Consider the following 17,571-nt stretch of genomic DNA (forward strand, 5'->3'; position numbering starts at 1 on the left):
CCGCCGCCTGATCACACCGTCACCAACTTTCGGGCATAGCTCGGCGAGATCCTCGTCGATCCGGCCGAAGCGCGCGCAAGGCTTCGCACTGCCCTCCGGACATGACGCCAAAATCCCTGCTACTTAACGAGAAGGCGCTTGCCGACATCCAGCGCCGAACGGTTTACCTTTCTGAAATCCGGGGCACAGAGTTTGCGCTCGTATGGTCTGACGCCATACTCACGTGGCTGGAAAAAGTCGCCGGTTCCGGTGCGCAAATCGGCACCAAACATCCGTCCGAAAAGGGCATTCGAACATTCGGATACAAGCGGCAGGCCACCATCCTTGTGGAATTTCTCGAGACAGAGCTCCAGATCATCCGGGTGTACTTTCCCGGTCAAGACTGGTCGGTCTGAAGCGGACGGCCCACTCCTGCCGTTCAGCCACGGCCAACGTCGGTGCGGAGCGGCCCGACTTTGCTGCCATTCGCTGCGACGGCGAATTATCGCACAGTGCGGACGAAGCTGGCTTTGAGATTGACAAAGAAGGCGCTCGCGCGTGAGAACGCGAACTGCGCCAGACCCACGAGATCCTGCGCAAGGCCTCGGCGTATTTCGCGATCCTGTCGTGCAAATAAGAGCAACACCCTCGACAGTTCTGCCGATATGAGCAGCGCAGGCAACGTGATTTTGATCTATCAGCCCGGAGCCTGTGCATGGAGAGATTCAGGCAATCGTTTCAATTGTGAATTGAAGCGGTACAGCGTCACGCCGGCTCGAGGCGATGCGCCTGTGTCACCTTGCCCCTCTCCGCACACTCAAAGACCTGCCAACTCAACAGGTCGGCCGGCGCGCGATGATGTCTCGATTGCAGCAATCAGGCCTTGCGAAATCAATGCCTCACGTCTTGTGACCATGGGCGGCCTGCCGTGACGGACGGCCGCGATGAAGTCCGCGATGACGGCTTGATGCCATGCGTTTTTCCCACCCAGAAAGCCCGCCGCCCAGTCGCCGTCGCGCCCGGCATAGCCGTCAAGCGCGGCCTGCTCGGGCGTGCCGTCGCCATCGGCGTCGAGACCATGCTCCTCGATCAACATCAACGAGGAGAACTCGTCATAGGCCCAGTCGATGCTTGAGCACGCCCGGCTCGTCGAACAGCATCTTGAAGGCGGCGTCGATGAATACATTCGGATGGACATATGCGCCACCGGCAAGGGATGCCGACAGAGCGGCGGCGGAAAGAAGGGCGCGCAGGATCATGCCGGGTATTAGAAGCGGCAGCGTCGGGATGGCAAGGACCTTGACAGGACTGCGCCGCCGCTTTCGCCTGCACGGTGGCCTGACGAGCTCGGCATTCCCACCTACGAGGCGAACACCCCATGAATTCAGGGCCCATCCGCACGAAATCGAGTTTCCAAATCAGGCGTCTCGAGGAGATGCGCGGAAGAAGGCCTGATCGGTTGACGGTCCAAGCGGCGACCCGGCCGGCGCCGGTCGCCCGTATCGAAAAACCGCTATGTCTCAGGCGAGTCCGGCTCAGAAATGAGCCACTTCGAAACATGATATCTCGGGGCCATAGTGAGCAACCGTCCCAGAAGCAGCATACCTCCCTTCAGGACTGAACCGCGTTTCGGCGCGACAGAGGACAGGGAGGGAAGATCATGAAAAACACCCATCACTGGTGGCATACGCAATCGCTGGCCACCGCACCCCGAACGTGCCGCAACTTCATCGACGGCGCCTTTGAACCGGCACCGCAGGTGACCATCGCCGTGCACAACCCGGCCAATGGCGACCTGCTGGGCCACGTTCCGGCCAGCACCCGCGCCGACGTGGACAGGGCGGTCGTGGCCGCCCGCGCGGCGCAGCCGGAGTGGGAGCGCCGGACCGCCTCGGAACGCGCCGCCAGCCTGCGCCAGATCGCGACGAAGATCCGCGACAACGTGGAGGATCTGGCCGCGATCCTGGTGCAGGAACAGGGCAAGGTCTCGGCACTGGCGGAGGTGGAGGTCAACTTCACCGCCGACTACCTCGACTACATGGCCGAATGGGCGCGCCGCATCGAGGGCGAGGTCATCACCAGTGACCGCCCGAAGGAGACCATGCTGCTGACGCGCAAGCCGCTCGGCGTGGTCGGGGCCATCCTGCCCTGGAACTTCCCCTTCTTCCTCATCGCGCGCAAACTTGCGCCGGCGCTGGTCACAGGCAATACCGTCGTGATGAAGCCCAGCGAGCTGACGCCGCTCAACGCCTTCGCCTTTTCCGACCTGGTGGCCGAGCTCGACCTGCCGGCCGGGGTCTTCAACCTCGTCGCGGGCGACGGCGGCACCTGCGGCGATGCCATCGCGAGCCACCCGGACGTCGACATGGTGTCCTTTACCGGAAGCGTGCCGACCGGTCAGAAGATCATGCAGGCGGCGGCCGCAAATCTCACCCGCGTGAACCTCGAGCTTGGCGGCAAGGCCCCGGCCATCGTGCTGGCTGATGCCGACCTCGACCTTGCGGCAAGGGCCATCCACCAGTCCCGGGTGATCAATACCGGCCAGGTCTGCAACTGCGCCGAACGGGTCTATGTCGAACGCGAGGTGCACGACGCGCTGGTCGAGAAGCTGACAGAGCTGATGGCAAACACCCGCTACGGCGACCCGTCGCAGGAAGACGGCCTCGACATGGGGCCGCTGGTCACCGGCGCGGCCGTCGACCGGATTGCCGCCATCGTCGACGCGGCCGCCGCAGGTGGCGCGCGCATCGTCACCGGTGGCAAGCCCGACACCAGCCGGCCCGGGCATCATTTCCAACCGACGCTGCTGACCGAGGTGCCGGATGACGCCGAGGTGATGGTCAGCGAGACCTTCGGGCCGGTCCTGCCGATCCGCGCGGTGGACAGTCTCGACGAGGCCATCGCGCTGGCCAATGACACGCAGTACGGCCTGACCTCCTCGCTCTATACGAGCAACGTCAACGCGGTGCTGAAGGCCTGCCGCGAGCTGCGCTTCGGCGAGACCTACGTCAACCGCGAGAACTTCGAGGCGATGCAGGGGTTTCATGCCGGACGCAAGAAATCCGGCATCGGCGGGGCCGACGGCAAGCATGGCCTCTACCAGTACATGGAGACCCATACTGTCTATCTGCAGGAAGCCTGACCCTGGCAGAGCCGACCGCCGATCACAGGCCCGTCTGACCACCGTGCCGACCCTCAGCGAAAGTCCGCGCCCCACACCTAAGACGGGGCGCGGTCCAAGCGGATACTCAGCAACGCACTGTAATATAACAATTAAAATAGTTAACGAAACCGTTTGACAGAACAGAAATCTGCATGCGAAATTGGTCTTACCAAGGTAAGGGGTTTAAATGTCGATGAACCAGACCATGTCGAAGTCGGAAAAGATCGTGGCGTACTTCCGCAACGCCATCATCATGGGAGAGATGAAACCGGGCGACCGGCTGCTCAACGAACGCGAGCTTGCCAAGCATCTGGATGTCGGTCGCCCCCTGTTGCGCGAAGTGGTCAGATCGCTTGCCATCCTCGGCGTGCTGGACACCCGGCAGGGCGACGGCACCTATGTCGCCCGGATGAGCATCGACGCCTTTTCCGAGTACTTCACCTTTTTCCTGGCGCAGAACGACAGGGCCTTTTCCGACATCATCCAGGCCCGCATCGCGATCGAGTGCCAGGCGGTCCGGCTGGCTTGCAGCCAGGCAAAACCGGCCGACTTGGATGACCTGAAACAGGGGCTTGTGCTGCTGAAAGAAACCGCTCTGGATCCGGTGGCCGGCACCGAGGCGGAGGTCCGGTTTCATTCGTCGCTGGTCAGGGCCAGCCACAGTCCGTCACTGAACACCGTGTACCAAGCAATTTCCGAACTGATGAGCCACAGCTTCCTGTGGCGTCGCCAGCAATCCAACGTGCGCGAGGAGCATGTGCCCGCGCTGATCGAAGTTCACCTGCTGGTCTACAAGGCCATCGTCCTGAAGGACGAGGACGAGGCAGAGCGGCGGTTGAGAGAGCATTTCGACTTCAACGACCGACTCGAGGTCGAAAGGCATCTGCACGACATCGCCGGACGGGAGTAACCGGCGTCACCACCCGGCACCGAGGCAAGAGCCACCGGTCCGGACCATTCACCAAGGGAGGACATCATGAAGACCATCACCAGATCCATCACCGGCAGCATTCTCGCAGTGACGCTTGCCGCGGCCGCGCCGTTGGCTGCGGCGGCCGAAGACAAGCCGATCACCCTGAATTATTCCGACACCGCTGGCCCCGCCGAGGCGCAGATTGCCTTCGCCAAGAAGTTCTCCGAATACGCCGCGGAACTCTCGGACGGGTCGATCAAGATCAACGTCCACCCCGGTGGCACGCTTGCCGGCTACAGTCTCGAACCGGTGCGCGCCGGAATCGCCGACATCACCCAGGTCGGACCGACCCTCGCCTCCGACGTGGTGCCATGGATCTCGATCCTCGAGGCGCCCTACCTGATCGAATCCGACGCTCATTTCGACAAGGTGTCGGCGCAGGAGAGCCCGGTGATCAAGGAAATCCGCGCCAGAATGCTCGACGACAACATCTATCTGCTGGGTTTCTTCAACTTCGGCGTCCGTGACCTGACCATGAAGGAACCGGTGCATTCGCCCGCCGAGCTTGACGGCAAGCGGATGCGGGTCATCCCGTCGAAGCACTGGAGCGACATGTGGCAGACCTTCGGCGCCGTCCCGGTTCCGATGTCGAGCTCGGAGACCGTCTCGGCCATCCTGACCAACGTCATCGAGGGCCAGGAAAACCAGTGGCATGACATCGTCGGCAAGGGCATCTACGACGTCAATAAGTTCGTCATGAAGACCGAGCACGTCGTGACCTTCGCCGGCGTCTGGATGAACGCGGGCAAATGGAACCGGATGTCCGAGGCCCAGCAGGCCGCCCTGACCGAGGCTTTCGAGACGGCGAAGACCTGGTTCCAGACCGACTACAACCCCAGCAAGATGGCGGAATACGAGGATTTCCTCGTCTCCAAGGGTGTGACCATCGTCCGCGAGGAAGAAGGGCTAGACCGTGCCGCCTTCATCAAGACCTCGGAAAACTTCTACGACGCCCACAAAGAGACCTGGGGCAGCTGGATCGAGACGATCCGCGGCATGAAGTAACTCCGACTCTTCCTCACCTCTTCAACTGAAACAGGCGCCTGCCACCCACGGATGCAACCTCCGTGGCCCGGGAAAGCTGTGTCGCGCGGTCTGCGTGGGCGGCAGGTGACCGAACTTGGATCGCATAACAATGTCCAGCCACGGAACAGACCTTCGTCCCGCCTCAGCCCCAAGCCCGATACGCACCGTTCTCGTCGGCTGTGGCGAACACGCACGGGTCGTCAATCACGCCGCGCTTTCGCTGATACCCGATATCGAGGTCGTCGCGGTCTGCGATCTCGACCCGACCCGGGCCCGCGATGCCGCGCGCCAGTTCGGCAACTGCCCGCATTTCACCGATCTCGGCGCACTGCTGTCGAAAACCAACGCCGAGGCCGCCGTGATCATCGGCCCGCCGCATGTCCATGCCGATATCGCCGCGACCTGCCTCGAGGCCGGGCTTCACGTCTTCGTGGAAAAGCCGCTCTTCACCAATCTCGACGACCTCGCCCGCCTGTCCGAGCTTGCGGCGGCCCAGCCCGGGCTGAACATCTCGGTCTCGTTCAACAAGCGCTACGCCCCTTACATCTGCCGGATCAAGGAGATCCTCGCCAACGAGAGTTTTGGAAAGCCCTCCTATCTCTATGCCAAGTTCGCCGGAGGCTACCGCAACGGACCGACCGACCTGCTGCGCGTCGGGGCCATCCACTACTTCGATCTCGCCCGTCATCTCTTTGGCGATATCGCCCGTGTCTCGGCCTTGCCCTATCAGAAACAGGCCGGACAGGCGCACATCGCCGTCAACCTGCAGTTCGCCAGCGGCGCTGTCGGCAACTTCTTTCTCAGCTCGCTCGGGCTGTGGTCGGCCAAGGGGGCGGAATACCTCGAATTGCGCGGAGACCGGAATTTCATCACCCTCGACAACCTGCGCGAGTTCACCTGGCAGAAACCGCCGATCGCGATCCGCGACAGCGGCAGCACCCACCAAGCCGGCATCGAGGTCCCTGCACCGGCGGAATACCTCGAACCGAACTACAGCAACATCAGCATGCTCGAATACCAGAGCAACCACCAGAACGGCTATTTCGCGCGGATCGAAGCCTTCGTCGCCGACCTGCGGTCCGGCCGCCAGACCGGGCCTGGACTTGGTGATGCCGAACGGGCGCTGAAGACGGCGCTGGCGATCGAGACAAGCATGGCGTCGGACGGCGCCTATGTCGATCTGCAAACGGCCGCGACGCCACAGCCCGCCCTGCGGGAACCCGCCTGAAACCCACCCTGGATCCCCCCTGAATCCCCAAGGAGCAAGACGTGAAAAAAGTTATCCAGCAAGAACTTGTCAAATTTTACACTTCCGACTTCTGGAAGTCCTTCCTGTCCCAGATCGAACTGGACAAGGGCGTCAGGCATGCGCACCTTTCGGTCGATGCCTCGGTGCATCCGACCAACCTCAAATACCTGACGAAAGCCTATTTCGACAAGCACGGCGAAAACCTGCGGCGCTCGATCTGGCTGACCAGCGAAGGTCCAGGGTTTTCCAACTGCTACTACATCGCGCCCGAAACCCGCTGCCATTTTGAGATCATGCAGATCTTCAACCCCGAGGTGATCATCGAACCCATGCCGCCGGAAAAAGCCATCGGCAAGAAGAACATCGACATCTGGGATGACGCCTACATGGCGAACTACTACAAGCAGTTCGACTTCCGCCCGGTGGATGACGCGGCCGCGAAACAGATCGACGATTTCTTCGAGTCCAAAGCGTGGCACCGGCTGCTCGAACAGATGGTCTACAACGTGCAGCGCAACAAGCACGGCCACTTGATCGCCCGTGTCGGCGTGCACCCCGAGGAAATCGCCAAGCGCGGCATCCAGGCGCTGCGCAACAAGGGATGGGTCGTCGACCGCGCGGTCGACATCACTTTCCGCGGCGACGTCGGCGGTGCGATGACCGGCGAAAGCTTCGAGTACAAGAAGATCACCTTCCTGCTGCAGCAGCCGGAAACCGTGCTCGAGATCGAATGGGAATATGATCCCTCGGTCGTCATTGAGGCCCGCCCCTACGATATCGTCCGCCTGCTGACGGTGCAGGACATCCAGAAAGACCTCGAGGCAGTGCCCTATGTGATGCTGACGGAGAGCGAGCTGAAAGAGGTCGCCGCGCAGTTCTGAACCGAAACGAGACCACCGGTCCGCGGCCACTGCCGCCGCGGACCCCGACAGGGAGAAAGCCTGCAATGACGGCATCACTGATCGCGAAAAGCATTCTGAGGCTCAGCTCGGAGCTTGCCGCCGTGTTCGCGGCGCTGGCCCTTTTGGTGGCCACCGCGAGCGTCGTGATCCAGATCATCACCCGGTATCAGAACAATCCGACGCTTTGGTCGATCGAACTGTCACAGTTTGCGGTCATCGCGATGGTGTTCATCGGCGCGGCCACCGCCGCAAGGGAGCGGCAGCATTTCCGGGTCGACTATCTTTCGGCTGCGCTGGGGCCGCGGGGACGATCCGTGCTGAACCTCGTCACCAAGGTCATCTCGGTCTGTGTCCTCGCGATGCTTGCCTATTTCACCTTCGAGATGCTGGCCAGCGTGATGCGCACATATTCCATCGCGGCCCGTATCCCGGTGCGCTTTGTCTACTACCTCATGATCTACGGCGTCGTCAGTTGGATCCTGGTGACATTGCTCGACGAGATCTCGCCCTCCGACCCCGACAGCCACTGACCCGGCACATATCTATTCCTGGAGCTTCGCAACAATGGTGGCACTCACAATCATACTGGCCTTCGCGGTCCTGATGATCTTGCAGGTACCGATCGTGCTTGCGCTGATCGGGATTGCTTTCGGCTATTTCTGGGTGAACGGCTTTCCCCTGACAATCGTGCCTTACACGATGTACAAGACCCTGAATTCATTCACCCTGATTGCCATCCCGATGTTCATCTTCATGGGTGAGCTGCTCAGCCGGTTCGGCTTTGCCGGCGACATGATCACGATCACCCGCCGCATGTTCCGGGAAAAGTTCGGCTATTCGCTGCGGCTCAACGTGATCCTCAGCCTGGTCTTCTCCGGCATGTCGGGATCGGCCATCGCCGACATCGGCGCCACCGGGCGGATGCTGGTCAATGCCGCCGGCCGCGAGGGAATCAGCAAACCCTTTGCCGCCGGGCTGACCATGGCCAGCGCGACCATCGGCCCAATCTTTCCTCCCAGCATTCCGCTGCTGGTCTATGCCATCGCGGCAAACAGCTCGAGCGTGAGGATGCTGATCGCCGGGGTGGTGCCGGCGGTGACCATCGCCTTCATCCTCTATCTCTTCGTGACCATCTACATCTGGATGTTGCAGCGCAGGCAGGCGGCCGCAGCGGTCCCGGCCGCGGAGACCCCGCCCGAACCGCCCTCGGCGCCTGCGACCTCGTTCCGCCGCGACCTGATGATTGCGCTGCCAGTGCTCGGCATCATGCCGGCGATCACGGGCGGCATGCTCTTCGGGATCATGAGCCCCTCCGAGGTCGGCGCCGCGGCGGTACTCTACACCTTGGTCCTGGCGATGCTCTACGGGCGCTTCGGGGTGCACAAAATCTGGCTCTCCTTCCGGTCGACGATCATTAGCTCCGCCGCCGTGGTCACGCTCCTCGCCGCCGGGTCGCTCTATTCCACGATCATGGTGAACGAGGGCGTCAGCGAATACGCGGCCTCGGTCTTCGGCAACATCGGAGACAACCCGCTGATCTTCTTCCTGATCATCAACCTGCTGCTGATAGCCGTGGGAATGTTCATCGACGGGCTGACGATCATCATCCTGCTGACGCCGATCCTGCTGCCCATCGCTCAGAGCCTGGGCATCCAGCCCGAGCAGCTGGGCATCGTGATCGTGTTCAACACCATGCTGGGGATGATGACCCCGCCCTTCGGGCTCAGCATCTTTGCCGTCGCCTCGGTCAGCGGCCTCAAGATCGCGGCCATCCTGCGCGTCATCCTGCCCTTCTACGGCGTCATGCTGGTCTGCCTCCTTGCTCTGTCCGCCATTCCGGCCCTGTCGCAATGGCTGCCCAACGCGGTGTTCCAGTGATGCCCCGTCAGAACCCCGCCCGCCCCCCGCCACGCCAGGCCACCGCCAGGCGGTGCGCCGCCCGGGCCGGCCCCGCACTGATCGCCAGCCGGCCACTTTTGCCAAACCCCAATCAGACCCTGACGCCCGAGCGCCGCGCTCCGGGTGCACAGGCCCCCGCATGCCGAAGGAACCGACATGAACACCCATTCCCCTGACACCGATGCCATGACCGCCCACGCCAGAGCCGTGGCCGATTATTTCGCCTCGGACCACTGGACCGGCTTTCTCGCCGATCTCGAGGGCGATGTCTGGCACTCGCATATCTACGCCGACACCTGCATCCACCCCGACTCGCTCAATGCGATCTTCGAGGCCTATTTCGCCCGGCGCGGCCAGCCATTGCTGCGCCGCATCGACTACCTGACCCCCAGCGCGACGGCCGAGGTCGCGGCCCTGCACAACATCCATCCCGACGGGCTGCCGCATTTCGACCTGTTCTTCCGCTACAAGGCGGGATGCACGCTGGCCCCGATGGACCATGACCGGGCACAGGACGGCCAGAACATCCTCCACTGGGGCAAGGCGGTGCTGGACGAGTTCCACCAGCAATTTCCGTTCAAGATCGTCGGTGTCGAGGAGGAGGCGGAAATCCGTCGCTACTTCCGCTCGCGGCACTGGAAGCAGACGCTGAACATGATCATGGACCCCGACATCATCCACCTGCACTGCAACCTAGTGATAAACTTTGACCCCAAGATCCTCGAGCTCATCGCGCGCGAGGCGCTGGCCGCCCAAGGCTGGACGATCGACAAGGTGGTGCCCAACATCTTCAGTGTCCACGGCACCTACAAAGGCAAGCTGGTGTTCCTCGGCACCCATCCAGAACGTGTCTATGACATCGGTTGGGAGTTTGGCGCCGATACGCTGATCGCCCCGGCCGACAGGCATTGGTCGCGCGATGACGTCCCGCTGGGCTTCGATCTCTGCTTCACCTCGGAATTCGACCGGCTGATCGCCAGCCAGGATTTCATCCGGCTTTCGGATGACGAGATCGCTTCGGTCGTCCGGACATTCGACTGAGCCTTTCCAGAGCGCGAACGATCTGCGGCAAGCGCACCGGCCCAGGCACCTTACAGGAGTAAACAGTGAAACATTCCCTTCCCATGGAAGATCGCCCTCGGGTCCGCCTTGGCCTGATCGGATGCGGTGAACATGCAACCTCCGTGCTTCACAACGCCGTCGGCTTCATAGACGATTTCCACGTTGTAGGGGTCTGCGACCCCGATGCCGGCCGCGCCCAGGCTGCCGCCCGCCGCTTCGGTCTGTCCGAGTATCACGACAGCCACGAGAGCCTGCTTAAGGAGGCCAGGCCGGAGGCCGTTCTGTTGGTGACCTACCCCGGCCTGCAACCGAAGCTGGCCAACACGCTGTTGCAGGCCGGGGTGCATGTTTACGTGGAAAAGCCTATCGTGATGAGCGAGGATGACGCCGAGACCCTGCGCCAGACCGTGAGCGACCATCCTGCATTGATTGCGGCAGTGTCCTTTAACAAGCGGTTCTCGGCCCATTACCGGCGCGTCAGGGAGATCACTTGCGGAGAAGGGTTCGGCACGCCGAACTACTTCCACTTCCGCTTTGCCGGCGGCCACCGGGCGAAGACTTGGGCTCTGCTCGCGGTCGGTGCAATCCACGGCTTCGACATGGCCCGCACCATGATGGGCGAGATCGAGGAGGTCTCGGCCTATCTGGTCGAGCTGGCGGAGGGACAGGCCGACATCTCGGCCAATGTGCGTTTCCGCAGTGGGGCGATCGGGCAGTTCTTTCTCAGCTCGATGGGCTTCTGGTCGGCCAAAGGCGCCGAACACATGGAGATCCGCAGCAATCAGAACGTCGTCACCCTGGAAAATCACCGGCAGCTGACCTGGCAAGGCCCGCCCTTGGACAAGTCGGCAAGCGACACCACCCAGATGCAGAAGGAGACCCCGTCTTTCGCTCAGTACCTGGAGCCGAACTACTCCAACATCAGCGCCCCAGAGTTCCAGTCCATCGCGCAGAACGGCTATCTGCAACCGCTGCAGGCCTTTGCCGAAGACATTCTCTCCGGCTCGCGGCGGCTGCCGACGCTGGAGGACGGGATCGCCGCGCTGAACATCGCCACCGCCATCGATCAGAGCATGCGGGATGGCGGGCGCCCGCTGCGGGTGGCCACCGTCTGACAGTCTAACCGCAGCGGAACGCGTCGGGGATGGACCACGACGCCACGAACTCAGGGAGGAAAGAATGGTCACAGCCATGCGCGAACACGCGAACAAGGTCATGACGCAGGTGCAGTCCGACGGCGCCGCAAGATCGGAACTGGTGGCGTCCTGGCACCGCTGCATGCTGCGCCACAGGTTGGACCCGGCCGCGCCGACCGGGCCGCGGAGGCTATCTGCGCAGGAACTGTCGCTGGCCCGTCACGGCACTGGGCCTCTGGTCGACAGCTTTCAGCAGGGCTTGCGAGACCTCAAGAAGGTCTTCGGCGGCCAGAGCGCATGCTCCCTGGTCACCGGTGCAGACGGCATCGTTCTTGACGCGAGCGGGCACGGCACCGACCCGGAGCGCCTCGACCACCTCGGTCTTTCTCCCGGCTTCGACTGGAGCGAGGAACAGAGCGGCACCAATGGCGTCGGCACCTGCCTTGTGTCCGAACGCCCGGTGTCGATCCGCCATGACGAACACTTCTTTCTGCCGGAGGATCCGATGGCCTGCGTCGCCGCGCCGATCTTCGGTCCCGAGGGTCACTTGGCGGGCGCGCTCAACCTGTCGCTTCTGAGCCGCGCCGCCGAAGACGCATTCGCCACCCGCGCTCTGCTTCATCTCGCGATCTCTGTGGCCCGGGACATCGAGAAAGCCTGTTTCGTCAAGGCCCACCCCGGCTGCCGCATCGTTACCGCCGAAAACCCGTCAGGCCCGGGTTTGAGCCTACTTGCGATCGACGGCGACGACGTGATTGTCGGCGCCACCCGGGCGGTGCGCACCGGCAGAGAAATCGATGCGCCCGCCCTCGCCCGGGGCATTCCCGCCAGCGACCTGTTCGAGCCCTGCGACAGCGACGGTTTCGCGCGGGCTGAACGAGCGGTCCTGCGCCGCACCCTGCTGCGCACGCAGGGCAATGTGACCGCCGCGGCCGAGCTTCTGGACATCAGCCGTGCGACGATGAAACGCAAGGTCGGCAAGCACTTCGCGCCGACCGGGCGCGCGACTCCGAAGCCGGGAACCGCCGCTCCCGGGCCCCGCCTGAACTGAGGCTGCCGCAAACCCTTCACCCCACATCAGAGACACGCTAATGAGCCAAGACATCCTACTGACCGCGCATCTCAGCCCCGAGGCGGAGGCGGCCTTGCAGCCACACGCGCGCCTGCATCTTCTCGACGAACTGACAGAGAGCGCGCTGATCGAACGGATCGGCGACAAGACGGCTCTGATCGTGCGCGGCGCCGCGCCGGTGACTGCGAAAGTGATCGACGCCGCCCCCTGGCTGAAACTGATCGCCCGCACAGGCGTGGGGTATGACAGCGTGGATGTGGCCCATGCAACCGCCCGTGGCATTGCCGTGACCAATACGCCGGGGGCCGGATCCCGCGCGGTGGCCGAAGCGGCGATGACCTTCATGCTGGCCCTCGTCAAACGCCTCCCGGAATGGAACGACGGGCTGAAGGCCGGCGACTGGCACGCGCGCTACACCCGGCAAGGCGGCGATCTCGATGGCAAGAAGCTGGGCATCCTGGGCTTCGGCCAGATCGGGCAAATCCTTGCCGAGATGGCGCGGCCCTTCAACATGAGCGTCGCCGCGCATGATCCATTCGCGCCGCAAGAGGCCTTCGAGGCGCGCGACGTCACGCGGGTATCGCTGGACGAACTCTACGCGCGCTCGGACATCCTCTCGCTGCATTGCCCGCAAAACCCGGAGACCACCGGCCTCATCGACGCGACCGCGATCCGCGCGCTGAAACCCGACTGCCTGCTGATCAACCTTTCGCGCGGCGGCGTCGTCGAAAGCCTCGACGTGCTCCACCACGGCCTGATCTCCGGGCAACTGGGCGGCGTCGGTCTCGACGTCTTCGATCCGGCGCCACCGGACACCGGCCATCCGATCTTTGCACTGCCGAACTGCGTGGTCTCACCGCATGCGCTGGCCACCACCAAGGGCGCCATGGACCGGATCTTCGCCGCCAGCGTCAGCGACGTCATCGCCGTGCTCGAAGGCCGCCGGCCGCATCACCTCGTCAATCCAGAAATCCTGCAGGAAAGGGTTCCGTCATGAAAACCGCCAATACCCTGGCGCAAAAGATGCGCCGCAAGCAAACCGCGCTCGGCCTCGGCATCGGACTGCCCGCCAACCCCTTCATCCCGAGATTTGCACAGCAGTTCGGCCTCGACTGGGCGTTCATCGACCTCGAACACAGCCTGATGTCAGCCTCGGAGGTCGGCATGATGGCGAACTACCTCTCCTCGGTCGGCGTGACCCCGCTGGTGCGGCTGGACAAAAGCGCCGTGCCGGAAGCCAGCCGCTATCTCGACAGCGGCGTGCAAGGGATCATCATGCCCCATGTCGACAGCGCCGAGGACGCTCAGTTGCTGGTCTCGCAATGCAAATATCCCCCCGTCGGAAACCGGTCCTGGGGCGGGGCGTCCCCGCAGCTGGGCTATCCCGCCAGGCCGACGGCCGAGTTGATCAACGAAGGAATCCGCGAAACCCTGGCGATCGCGATGATCGAATCCCGCGGCGCGCTGGAGGACCTAGATCGGATCGCCGCCACCCCCGGCCTCGACGGGCTGCTCATCGGCGCCACCGATCTCTCTGTCGAACTCGGCGTGCCCGGTGACATGGAGGCCGAAGAGATGCGCAACGCCTTCCGCGCCGTCTCTCATGCCGCGCACAAGGCCAGCGTGTTCTTCGGTCTCGCCGGCGTTGCCACGCCGGAGGCGATCGAGGGTTTGCCCGAGGTGAAAGCGGATTTCCTCCTGATCGGCATGGACTACAGGATGCTGGCGGCCGAGCTCTCCTCTCGCACCCGCCGGTGGGGCGCCCTTCGGCGGGCACCGGCCGGAACGGGAGCGGTGGCATGAAGGATCATCGAAATTGGGGGTTCGACCTGCCCAACGGCTCTCGCGTGGTGCATGGCACCGGAGCCGGCATCAAGACCCCCTTCCCGCAGTTCACCTTGGAGATGCACGAGCTTTCGCGCGGCGGCCGGCCGTTTGAAGGGCAGTTCGGCATGATCCCGTTCTGCACTGAATACAGGATGCCGCGTCATGTCCATATCGGCGAGAACCCTGTCAGCGGCGAACCGGAACTTCTGGCCGAGCGCATTCTTGTCATGAACGGTGTAGGTCTGCTGGAACTCGCCGGAGTCCTCTATGTGTTGCCGCCGCGCACCCTGATCGACATCGCCCCCGGCCTGCCCCACACGTGGACCGCCTGCCCCGAAGGCCTCGAGCTTCCAGATGGCAGCGTCAGCACCGGAAGGTTCGACATGATCTACCAATACGAGCGCACTACGGGATTCACCCCGGTGCGCGACTGTGGGCTGATTTCCCGGGTGGAGGAGTGCCGGCCCCATGACGGCCCGATCGAAGAGGTGTTTTTCCCCCGGTTGAGCCTGACGGAAGTGATCGCGGGCGCGGATCTGGTCTGGAGCCGGGACATCATCCCGCTTTACGCGAAGCACACTGTAGCGACCGGCTAAACTTGGCGACTGAGCTGCCCTCGCCACTGGTTAGCGGCCCTTGCCGTCGAGCTACGCCCGAAAGTTGACGGGGCGGTAAAACGCCAGCGGGACGCCACTGGTTCGCGGTTATGATCGATGCGTTTGCGATGGTTTTTTTCTTGGTTCCGTTCAGCGCGGTGTCCGAAGCGGCTTCCGGATTGTCGCGTTGATGATCTATGGATCATCATGGTCGGGCGGGTTGGTCGATCCCCACGAATTTTGTACATCTGAAGATGTTTAGCCCCAGTGCGCGCAGTTGGGTGACATAGCGCATCGCGGGCATGCCGCGGATGCGCAGATGGGCAAGGTTCATCTGATGTTTCAGGCGGGCGATGCTGGCCTCGATGCCGGCGCGCCATTGGTATATGTCGTGGAATGCATCGCTTTGTTGATAAAGACGCTGTGCGCGGGTCTCGATCCGGCTCGGGTCATATTGGAAACGCCCGACATCGCCTGTCTGCCGGTCGGGTTTGACTGGGCAGCGATGCTTTTCCGAACAGGTCCGGCACAAGGTCAGATCGAAGCTTGCCTGCAATTTGGCCTCTGACCGCGAGGTGGCGACAGGCTCGGCGCCCTGAGGGCAGCGCGCAACGCGGCCATCTTCGCACAGGGCAAAATCCTCCAGAGTGAAATTGCCTTGCGCACGGCCTTTGGCACTGCAGATCGGGGCCACCAAGGATACGCCGATCTGCGTGGCAAAAGCGATGTTGACCGGGCCGCCATAAGCCGTGTCGCCCATAAGTCTGTCGGGCAGCAGGTGGCGGTTCGCCAGATCGTCCAGGGCGTCAGGAACGCGGGGCCCGTCGTGGACGGTCATCTTGTGCACGGCCACATGCGTAATCAGGTCCGGCGCATCCTCCCAGGCCTCCGCAGAATTGTCTTCGCGATAGGTTTCTACGAACTGGGCCGCATACCCCATGCCCTTGCGCGCGTTGTAGCTGGCGTCGGGATCGGCAGGATTGCCGACCGTGTCGCAGGGTATGTCTTTCGGCGCCCGTGGGAGCGCGCAGCGCGCCGTCCCGGCATCCTCTGTGTCGCTCAGATCGAACTGGTCTTTCAACACCTGTTCCAGCAAGGCGAATTCGGGCAACAAGGCTCCGGCGGTTCCGCGAAACTGCTCGACAAGACCGAGTAGATCAGGACCGGTTTCGGACAGTCTGCGCCGGGAAATGCTGGGCATGGTGCTGGCAAAGCATCCTTCACCCTCCCGGTCTACGTAACGACCGATGATCCCGGCTTCGACCTGAGCATGCAGATCGGGATGCAGGCGGGCCAGGGCCCGGACGAATTTCGAGATCGTCTCGACCACAACCCCCAGGCGGGTCAAATTGCGCATGGCCGACCGCAGGGCGGTGGAATCGATGCGTTGCCGCGACGTATCGACATCGAATGATGCAATCAGCTTGTCCGTCAGGTGGCGGAAAAGCACCTCGTCCAGCCCGCCTTCCACGACCTGAGCTCGATAATTTCGCAAGGTCTTCTCGCAGAAGTAGCAATCGCTCTCGCTTCGGATATCGAGCGCGTAATGCCAGGCCAGATTGAAGGCCAAAGCCTCAACCGCAGCCTTGTCGGTCAGATCGAACATCTGCTGCAGGATCAGCGCTCCCAAGACAACATGCAGGTCCTTCGATGGGCGCCCGACCCGTACTGTCAGCCCTTTTGCCAACGCCTGCACCGGAAGCTCGTCAAGCAGATGCTTGCGAAAGACCCCCGCCCAGGAGCGTTCCAGCAGCGCCCGTCTTTTGGGGCTCATGTCCGACCAGCGATCGAACAAATCCCCGGTCAATCGATCTCGTATCGTAATCCTGGCCAAGTGTACCGGCCTGTTCCCAAAACAGGAATCCACTTTTTACCGCCCCGTCGAAAGTTGGTGACGGTGTGATCAGGCGGCGGTTGGAAGTTGCTTGATGCCGTCTTCGAAGGCAATCCCCTGAATGATCTCTGGTAAGCGGTTCGCGCCGTCGAGCTTCCGCCATTTCGACTGCGCCGACATCATGAGCCGGAACGCCATCGCGAGGCCGGTTTTCCGGCTCAGGCAACCCCTGGTCTTGCCGGGGCGGTGACGGACGGTGGCGAAGGTGCTCTCGATCGGGTTCGTAACCGGTATGCAGATCGCGGTGCCGATGTTCGGCCCTGATTCTCGGATCAGCGTGTATGCTGCGAGCATCCGGGACAGAGGCACCGGGAGCACGATGGTGCGGGCAGGCCGATCCGCACGTTGAGCTGCGAGCTCGTGTTAGTAGCTGGCCGCCTCTGTGACTCGCCCGCCGCCACCGGGCTTGAACCGGTGGCGCCTTCGGTGGCGGCCGCCGAGAGCGCGAATCCGTAGTTGTCGTGTCGCCCGCCGCTCCCGCTTTTTTGTCACTGGCAAGGGAGGCGCGCATGCGACGCGTGATCGGTATCGATATCCACCGCACCTTTGGGGAAGTGGTGGTCTGGGAAAATGGTCTGACCCGGCACGAAGGCCGAATCGAGATGACCTACACGGCGCTGGAGGGGTTTGGCAGGCAATTGAAGAAAACAGATGAGGCGGTGATCGAGGCGACCGGAAACTGTATGGCAGTGTGTCGCGTTGCCCTTATAGGTGAGACACGGCGCGCTGAGCGGCATTTCTTGCCTTTAATACTACAGTTGCGTATGATTTGATTTTCTGATTCAACCGTCGC

Annotated in this window: 18 protein-coding genes and 1 pseudogene; 15 read left to right on the forward strand and 4 right to left on the reverse strand. The window is 62.8% G+C overall.

The window, feature by feature from the left end; all coding sequences use genetic code 11:
* The first annotated feature begins 101 nt into the window (after positions 1–101).
* Positions 102–395: a hypothetical protein gene (locus PVW49_RS22850; RefSeq protein WP_274591679.1), complete on the forward strand. Its 294-nt coding sequence runs from the start codon at positions 102–104 to the stop codon at positions 393–395.
* Between the two features lie 401 nt (positions 396–796).
* On the opposite strand, the gene PVW49_RS22855 is transcribed toward PVW49_RS22850, so the two are convergent.
* The gene (locus PVW49_RS22855; RefSeq protein WP_274591680.1) at positions 797–1,078 is read right to left on the reverse strand and encodes a Gfo/Idh/MocA family oxidoreductase; all 282 of its coding nucleotides are present in this window, start codon (positions 1,076–1,078) and stop codon (positions 797–799) included.
* Between the two features lie 13 nt (positions 1,079–1,091).
* A complete protein-coding gene (locus PVW49_RS22860) occupies positions 1,092–1,238 on the reverse strand; it encodes a hypothetical protein (RefSeq protein WP_274591681.1) in 147 nt (48 codons plus the stop codon).
* 401 nt (positions 1,239–1,639) lie between these two features.
* On the opposite strand from PVW49_RS22860, the gene aldA reads away from it, so the two are divergent.
* The 13 genes from aldA to PVW49_RS22925 all read left to right on the forward strand — a co-directional run bounded on the left by aldA (position 1,640) and on the right by PVW49_RS22925 (position 14,884).
* Positions 1,640–3,121 (forward strand): aldehyde dehydrogenase, encoded by a 1,482-nt coding sequence (gene aldA / locus PVW49_RS22865; RefSeq protein ID WP_274591682.1) that lies wholly within the window; start codon positions 1,640–1,642, stop codon positions 3,119–3,121.
* Between the two features lie 208 nt (positions 3,122–3,329).
* Entirely contained in the window at positions 3,330–4,052 is a 723-nt protein-coding gene (locus tag PVW49_RS22870) for a FadR/GntR family transcriptional regulator (protein ID WP_274591683.1), read from the forward strand.
* A gap of 66 nt (positions 4,053–4,118) precedes the next feature.
* Positions 4,119–5,120 carry a TRAP transporter substrate-binding protein gene (locus PVW49_RS22875; RefSeq protein WP_274591684.1) on the forward strand — a complete coding sequence of 334 codons (1,002 nt, stop codon included), beginning with the start codon at positions 4,119–4,121 and terminating at the stop codon, positions 5,118–5,120.
* 115 nt (positions 5,121–5,235) lie between these two features.
* Positions 5,236–6,369, forward strand: coding sequence for a Gfo/Idh/MocA family protein (locus tag PVW49_RS22880; protein WP_274591685.1), 1,134 nt, complete (start codon positions 5,236–5,238; stop codon positions 6,367–6,369).
* Positions 6,370–6,410: 41 nt separating this feature from the next.
* Entirely contained in the window at positions 6,411–7,271 is an 861-nt protein-coding gene (locus PVW49_RS22885; RefSeq protein WP_274591686.1) for a hypothetical protein, read from the forward strand.
* Between the two features lie 65 nt (positions 7,272–7,336).
* Positions 7,337–7,822 (forward strand): TRAP transporter small permease, encoded by a 486-nt coding sequence (locus PVW49_RS22890; protein WP_274591687.1) that lies wholly within the window; start codon positions 7,337–7,339, stop codon positions 7,820–7,822.
* A 34-nt stretch (positions 7,823–7,856) separates the two neighbouring features.
* The gene (locus PVW49_RS22895) at positions 7,857–9,170 is read left to right on the forward strand and encodes a TRAP transporter large permease (protein WP_274591688.1); all 1,314 of its coding nucleotides are present in this window, start codon (positions 7,857–7,859) and stop codon (positions 9,168–9,170) included.
* A 177-nt stretch (positions 9,171–9,347) separates the two neighbouring features.
* Positions 9,348–10,232 (forward strand): hypothetical protein, encoded by an 885-nt coding sequence (locus tag PVW49_RS22900; RefSeq protein WP_274591689.1) that lies wholly within the window; start codon positions 9,348–9,350, stop codon positions 10,230–10,232.
* Between the two features lie 65 nt (positions 10,233–10,297).
* Entirely contained in the window at positions 10,298–11,368 is a 1,071-nt protein-coding gene (locus tag PVW49_RS22905) for a Gfo/Idh/MocA family protein (RefSeq protein WP_274591690.1), read from the forward strand.
* A 64-nt stretch (positions 11,369–11,432) separates the two neighbouring features.
* Positions 11,433–12,440: a GAF domain-containing protein gene (locus tag PVW49_RS22910; RefSeq protein WP_274591691.1), complete on the forward strand. Its 1,008-nt coding sequence runs from the start codon at positions 11,433–11,435 to the stop codon at positions 12,438–12,440.
* Between the two features lie 40 nt (positions 12,441–12,480).
* Entirely contained in the window at positions 12,481–13,458 is a 978-nt protein-coding gene (locus tag PVW49_RS22915; protein WP_274591692.1) for a hydroxyacid dehydrogenase, read from the forward strand.
* Entirely contained in the window at positions 13,455–14,264 is an 810-nt protein-coding gene (locus PVW49_RS22920) for an HpcH/HpaI aldolase family protein (RefSeq protein WP_274591693.1), read from the forward strand. The genes PVW49_RS22915 and PVW49_RS22920 overlap by 4 nt, the downstream gene beginning before the upstream one ends.
* Positions 14,261–14,884, forward strand: a complete 624-nt coding sequence (locus tag PVW49_RS22925; protein WP_274591694.1) for a hypothetical protein — start codon at positions 14,261–14,263, stop codon at positions 14,882–14,884. The genes PVW49_RS22920 and PVW49_RS22925 overlap by 4 nt, the downstream gene beginning before the upstream one ends.
* A gap of 205 nt (positions 14,885–15,089) precedes the next feature.
* On the opposite strand, the gene PVW49_RS22930 is transcribed toward PVW49_RS22925, so the two are convergent.
* Both PVW49_RS22930 and PVW49_RS22935 read right to left on the reverse strand, forming a co-directional pair.
* Entirely contained in the window at positions 15,090–16,691 is a 1,602-nt protein-coding gene (locus PVW49_RS22930) for a transposase (protein ID WP_274591695.1), read from the reverse strand.
* A gap of 96 nt (positions 16,692–16,787) precedes the next feature.
* Positions 16,788–17,012 (reverse strand): annotated as a pseudogene (locus PVW49_RS22935) (IS256 family transposase); the annotation flags it as partial.
* Positions 17,013–17,287: 275 nt separating this feature from the next.
* On the opposite strand from PVW49_RS22935, the gene PVW49_RS22940 reads away from it, so the two are divergent.
* Positions 17,288–17,551, forward strand: a complete 264-nt coding sequence (locus PVW49_RS22940; RefSeq protein WP_274591696.1) for a hypothetical protein — start codon at positions 17,288–17,290, stop codon at positions 17,549–17,551.
* Positions 17,552–17,571 lie beyond the last annotated feature (20 nt).

The organism is Marinovum sp. PR37 (assembly GCF_028807375.1).
GTDB lineage: Bacteria > Pseudomonadota > Alphaproteobacteria > Rhodobacterales > Rhodobacteraceae > Marinovum > Marinovum algicola.

Bases quoted from the DNA above. Each gene is read 5' to 3' on its own strand.
- PVW49_RS22850 (WP_274591679.1), top strand. From the start codon at position 102: ATGACGCCAAAATCCCTGCTACTTAACGAGAAGGCGCTTGCCGACATC.
- aldA (WP_274591682.1), top strand. From the start codon at position 1,640: ATGAAAAACACCCATCACTGGTGGCATACGCAATCGCTGGCCACCGCA.
- PVW49_RS22910 (WP_274591691.1), top strand. From the start codon at position 11,433: ATGGTCACAGCCATGCGCGAACACGCGAACAAGGTCATGACGCAGGTG.
- PVW49_RS22890 (WP_274591687.1), top strand. From the start codon at position 7,337: ATGACGGCATCACTGATCGCGAAAAGCATTCTGAGGCTCAGCTCGGAG.
- PVW49_RS22940 (WP_274591696.1), top strand. From the start codon at position 17,288: ATGCGACGCGTGATCGGTATCGATATCCACCGCACCTTTGGGGAAGTG.
- PVW49_RS22915 (WP_274591692.1), top strand. From the start codon at position 12,481: ATGAGCCAAGACATCCTACTGACCGCGCATCTCAGCCCCGAGGCGGAG.
- PVW49_RS22875 (WP_274591684.1), top strand. From the start codon at position 4,119: ATGAAGACCATCACCAGATCCATCACCGGCAGCATTCTCGCAGTGACG.
- PVW49_RS22920 (WP_274591693.1), top strand. From the start codon at position 13,455: ATGAAAACCGCCAATACCCTGGCGCAAAAGATGCGCCGCAAGCAAACC.
- PVW49_RS22860 (WP_274591681.1), bottom strand. From the start codon at position 1,238: ATGATCCTGCGCGCCCTTCTTTCCGCCGCCGCTCTGTCGGCATCCCTT.
- PVW49_RS22900 (WP_274591689.1), top strand. From the start codon at position 9,348: ATGAACACCCATTCCCCTGACACCGATGCCATGACCGCCCACGCCAGA.
- PVW49_RS22895 (WP_274591688.1), top strand. From the start codon at position 7,857: ATGGTGGCACTCACAATCATACTGGCCTTCGCGGTCCTGATGATCTTG.
- PVW49_RS22870 (WP_274591683.1), top strand. From the start codon at position 3,330: ATGTCGATGAACCAGACCATGTCGAAGTCGGAAAAGATCGTGGCGTAC.
- PVW49_RS22925 (WP_274591694.1), top strand. From the start codon at position 14,261: ATGAAGGATCATCGAAATTGGGGGTTCGACCTGCCCAACGGCTCTCGC.